Source organism: Pseudonocardia sp., assembly GCF_050246655.1.
Classification (GTDB): domain Bacteria; phylum Actinomycetota; class Actinomycetes; order Mycobacteriales; family Pseudonocardiaceae; genus Pseudonocardia.
Map to the genome: position 1 here is coordinate 1 of NZ_JBFWVQ010000218.1, position 4392 is coordinate 4392.

General features: G+C 73.8%; 3 protein-coding genes. All 3 read left to right on the forward strand.

Features of this window, described 5'->3' with window-relative positions:
* Window positions 1-2433 (forward strand): alanine--tRNA ligase (gene alaS / locus AB7J25_RS30330; protein WP_428514771.1); only part of this gene is annotated, 2433 nt, incomplete at its 5' end.
* A 24-nt stretch (window positions 2434-2457) separates the two neighbouring features.
* Entirely contained in the window at window positions 2458-2907 is a 450-nt protein-coding gene (gene ruvX, locus AB7J25_RS30335) for a Holliday junction resolvase RuvX (RefSeq protein WP_428514773.1), read from the forward strand.
* Window positions 2908-3074: 167 nt separating this feature from the next.
* Window positions 3075-4247, forward strand: coding sequence for an endolytic transglycosylase MltG (gene mltG, locus AB7J25_RS30340; RefSeq protein ID WP_428514775.1), 1173 nt, complete (start codon window positions 3075-3077; stop codon window positions 4245-4247).
* The last annotated feature ends 145 nt before the right edge of the window (window positions 4248-4392 follow it).

Consider the following 4392-nt stretch of genomic DNA (forward strand, 5'->3'; position numbering starts at 1 on the left):
CACAACACCTTCTTCCAGATGGCCGGGAACTTCTCCTTCGGCGACTACTTCAAGGCGGGCGCGATCGAGCACGCCTGGGAGCTGGTCACCGGCAGTCAGGGCGCGGGCGGCTACGGGTTCGAGCCCGACCGGATCTGGGTCACCGTCTACCAGGACGACGACGAGGCGATCGCGCTCTGGAAGTCGATCGCCGGGCTGCCGGAGGAGCGTATCCAGCGCCGCGGCGGCAAGGACAACTACTGGGACATGGGTGTGCCCGGTCCCGGCGGGCCCTGCTCGGAGATCTACTTCGACCGCGGCCCGGAGTTCGGCAGGGAGGGCGGTCCCGTCGTCGACGAGGACCGCTACCTGGAGATCTGGAACCTCGTCTTCATGCAGGACGAGCGGGGTGAGCTCAGCCCGAAGGAGGGCCACCCGCCGATCGGCGAGCTCCCGGCGAAGAACATCGACACCGGCATGGGCATCGAGCGCGTGGCCTACCTGCTGCAGGGCGTCGCGAACGTCTACGAGACCGACCTCGTCCGGCCGGTGATCAGCCGGGCCGAGGAGCTCTCCGGCCGCCGCTACGGGTCGAATCCGGCCGACGACGTGCGGTTCCGGGTGATCGCCGACCACGCCCGCTCCGGCGTGATGATCATCGGCGACGGCGTGACGCCGGGCAACGAGGGCCGCGGCTACGTTCTGCGTCGCCTGCTGCGCCGGATCGTCCGCTCCGCGCGGCTCCTGGGCGTGCACGAGCCCGTGCTGGGCTCGTTCGCCGAGGTGGTCCGCGACGAGATGGCGCCCGCCTACCCGGAGCTCGTCACCGAGTTCGAGCGCATCTCCGCGGTCGTGCGTGCCGAGGAGGAGGCGTTCCTGCAGACGCTCACCGCCGGCTCGCGGATCTTCGACACCGCCGTCGCCGCCACGAAGCAGGCGGGCAGCACGCAGCTCGCGGGCGACAAGGCGTTCCAGCTGCACGACACGTACGGCTTCCCGATCGACCTCACCCTGGAGATGGCGGACGAGGCCGGCCTCACGGTGGACGAGCCGGGCTTCCGCACGCTGATGGCCGAGCAGCGGGCCCGCGCCAAGGCGGACGCCGCGGCCCGCAAGACCGGGCACGGGGACGGCGCGGCGTACCGCGCGGTGCTGGACGCTCTGGGCACAGCGGGCACCAGCGAGTTCCTCGGCTACGCGGAGCTGGAGTCCGAGTCACGGGTCGTCGGGCTCGTGGTGGACGGCGTCGGCGTCCCCGCCGCCGGCGCGGGGACGAGGGTCGAGGTCGTGCTGGACCGCACCCCGTTCTACGCCGAGGGCGGCGGCCAGCAGCCCGACACCGGCTGGATCCGGGGGGACGGGTTCGCCGTCGAGGTCGCGGACGTGCAGTCCCCGGTCACCGGGCTGATCGTGCACCGCGGCACCGTCACCGAGGGTGAGATCCAGGTGGACGCTCCTGCGCACGCCGTGATCGACACCTCGCGGCGCGCGGCGATCTCCCGCTCGCACTCGGCCACGCACCTCGTGCACGCGGGCATGCGCCGCGCACTCGGCGACACCGCCGCCCAGGCCGGGTCGATGAACGCGCCGGGCCGGCTGCGGTTCGACTTCACCTCGCCCGGCGGTGCGGTCCCGGCGTCGGTGCTCGCCGACGTCGAGGACGAGGTCAACGAGGTCCTGCTCGGCGACCTGGACGTCCGCGACTTCGTCACCTCGCCGGACGAGGCGCGCCGGATCGGCGCGATGGCGCTGTTCGGCGAGAAGTACGGCGACGAGGTGCGCGTCGTCGAGATCGGCGACTACTCCCGCGAACTGTGCGGCGGCACCCACGTGCGGCGCTCGGGCGAGCTGGGCCTGGTGAAGCTGCTCTCGGAGGCCTCGATCGGCTCCGGTGTGCGCCGGGTCGAGGCCCTCGTGGGTCTGGACGCGTTCCGCTTCCTCGCGAAGGAGCACGTGCTCGTCTCCCAGCTCGCCGAGCAGTTCAAGGCCAAGCCCGAGGAGCTGCCCGAGCGGATCGGCGGTGTCGTCGAGCGGCTGCGCCTGGCTGAGCGCGAGCTGGAGAAGGTCCGCGCGGACGCCGTGCTCGCCTCCGCCGGGTCGCTCGCCGACGCTGCCGAGGACATCGGCGGGGTGTCGCTGGTCGCCACGGCGGTCGCGGACGGCATCGCCGGCAACGACCTGCGCAACCTCGCCTCCGACGTCCGCGGCCGGCTGGGCTCCGCGCCGGGTGTCGTGGCGCTGTTCTCCGGCTCCGGCGACAAGGTGGTCTTCGTCGTCGCGACCACGGCCGCGGCCCGGGAGCGGGGCCTGGCCGCGGGGAAGCTGGTGCCGGCGTTCGCCGCGGCCGTGGGCGGGCGTGGCGGGGGCAAGCCCGATCTGGCGCAGGGTGGCGGCACGGACCCCGCGGGCGTCCCGGCCGCGATCGAGCGGCTGCGCGAGGCCGTCCGCGGATGACCGTGGACGACCGCGGATGACACCGTGACCGAGCCGGGGACACGGCGGGGGCGGCGGCTCGGCATCGACGTCGGATCCGTGCGCGTCGGGGTCGCGATGAGCGACCCGGACGGGCTGCTCGCCACCCCGCTCGCCACCGTCGCCCGGGACGTCGCGGGCGGGGCCGATCTGCGCGAGATCGCCGGGTTCGTCGACGAGCACGCGATCGTCGAGGTGGTCGTCGGGCTGCCCCGCACGCTCGCCGGCGCCGAGGGGCCGGCCGCGCTGGCCGCGCGGGCTTTCGCGGAGGCCCTCGCCGCGGTCCTCCCGGACGGCGTGCCGATCGTGCTCACCGACGAGCGGCTCACCACCGTCGTGGCGAGCCGGCAGATGCGGGCGAGCGGCCGCTCGGCGCGCCGCCAGCGGGCAGTGGTCGACCAGGCCGCGGCCGTCGCCATCCTGCAGAACACGCTCGACGCCGACCGGCGCGGCTGAGGGTTCGCTCACCGGCGTCGCCGCCCCCGTCCTGCCGCGGGTCGGCGGCTGCGGTTAGCCTCGTGCGTCGTGGACTGCCCAGACGACGCCCCGGGAACGAGCCCGGGTACGAGCCCGGGAACGGGCACAGCCGGGAGAACCCCGCAGGCCCGGGGCATCGGGCCGGCGTGACGCGCACCGTGGACGTTTCGCCCGAGCGTCGCGATGCCGCGCGCAGGCCCGTCGACGAGCGGCGCCGCCGGGTGCGGCTGCTCATGCTGTCCGTCGCCGTCCTGCTGCTCGGAGGTGTCCTCGTCGCGGTCGGGCCCGCGCTGCTCGGCCCGCCGGACTACGAGGGCACCGGCACCGGCACCGTCGTCGTCGAGGTCCGCGACGGCGCCACCACCACCCAGATCGGTGCGGCGATGCAGCGGGCGGACGTCGTGAAGAGCACCGAGGCGTTCACCGACGCCGCGCTGGACGAGCCGCGGATCCGCTCCGTGCAGCCCGGGTTCTACGCGATGCGGGCGCAGATGTCGGGCGCGGCGGCGGTGGAGCTGCTGCTGGACCCGGCCTCCCGCGTGGGCCGGCTGGAGATCCGCAGCGGCGTGCAGCTCGACGACACCCGATCCCCGGACGGCACCGTCACTCCCGGAGCGCTTACGCTCCTGTCCCGGGCGACATGCACCAGCCGCGACGGCGTCCAGCAGTGCGTGAGCCCCGACGAGCTGCGCGCGGCGATGGCCGACACCGATCCCGAGACCCTCGGCGTGCCCACCTGGGCGCGCGCGGACGTCCTGGAGGCCGATCCGCGCCGCAGGCTCGAGGGGCTCATGCTGCCCGGCATCTACGACGTCGCGCCCGGAGCGTCGGCGGAGGACGCGCTGCGCACGGTCGTCACCGCGTCGGCGGAGCGGCTGGAGGCCTCCGGCATCGTCGCGGGGGCCCGCGCCATCGGCTACCGCCCCTATGCCGTCCTCACGGTGGCGTCGCTCGTGGAGAAGGAGGGCATCATCGCGGACATGCCCAAGGTCGCCCGGGTGATCTACAACCGCCTCGACGCCGGCCAGCGCCTCGAGCTGGATTCGACGGTCAACTACCCGCTGGACATCCAGGCACTGCGCACCAGCGCGGAGGCCCGCGCCCAGGACGGCCCGTACAACAGCTACCGGCGGCCCGGCCTGCCGCCCACCCCGATCTCCGCTCCGGGCAAGGACGCGCTCGCCGCCGCTCTCGAGCCGGCCGACGGCACGTGGCGGTTCTTCGTGCGCTGCCAGACCGACGGCACGTCCTGCTTCGGCGACACGCTCGCCGAGCACCAGGCCAACGTCCGCAAGGCCGTCGCGAACGGCGCGTTCTGACGGCCCCCCTCGTCGACCGCTAGCTGTACTGACCGGAGACGTTGGTCGAACTCGTGTGACGACACGATGTGACTGATCTTGAACGGGGAGGACCTCCCGTGGTTGGTGTGGAGCTGTCTGACGGCATCCACTCCTGACCACTGGA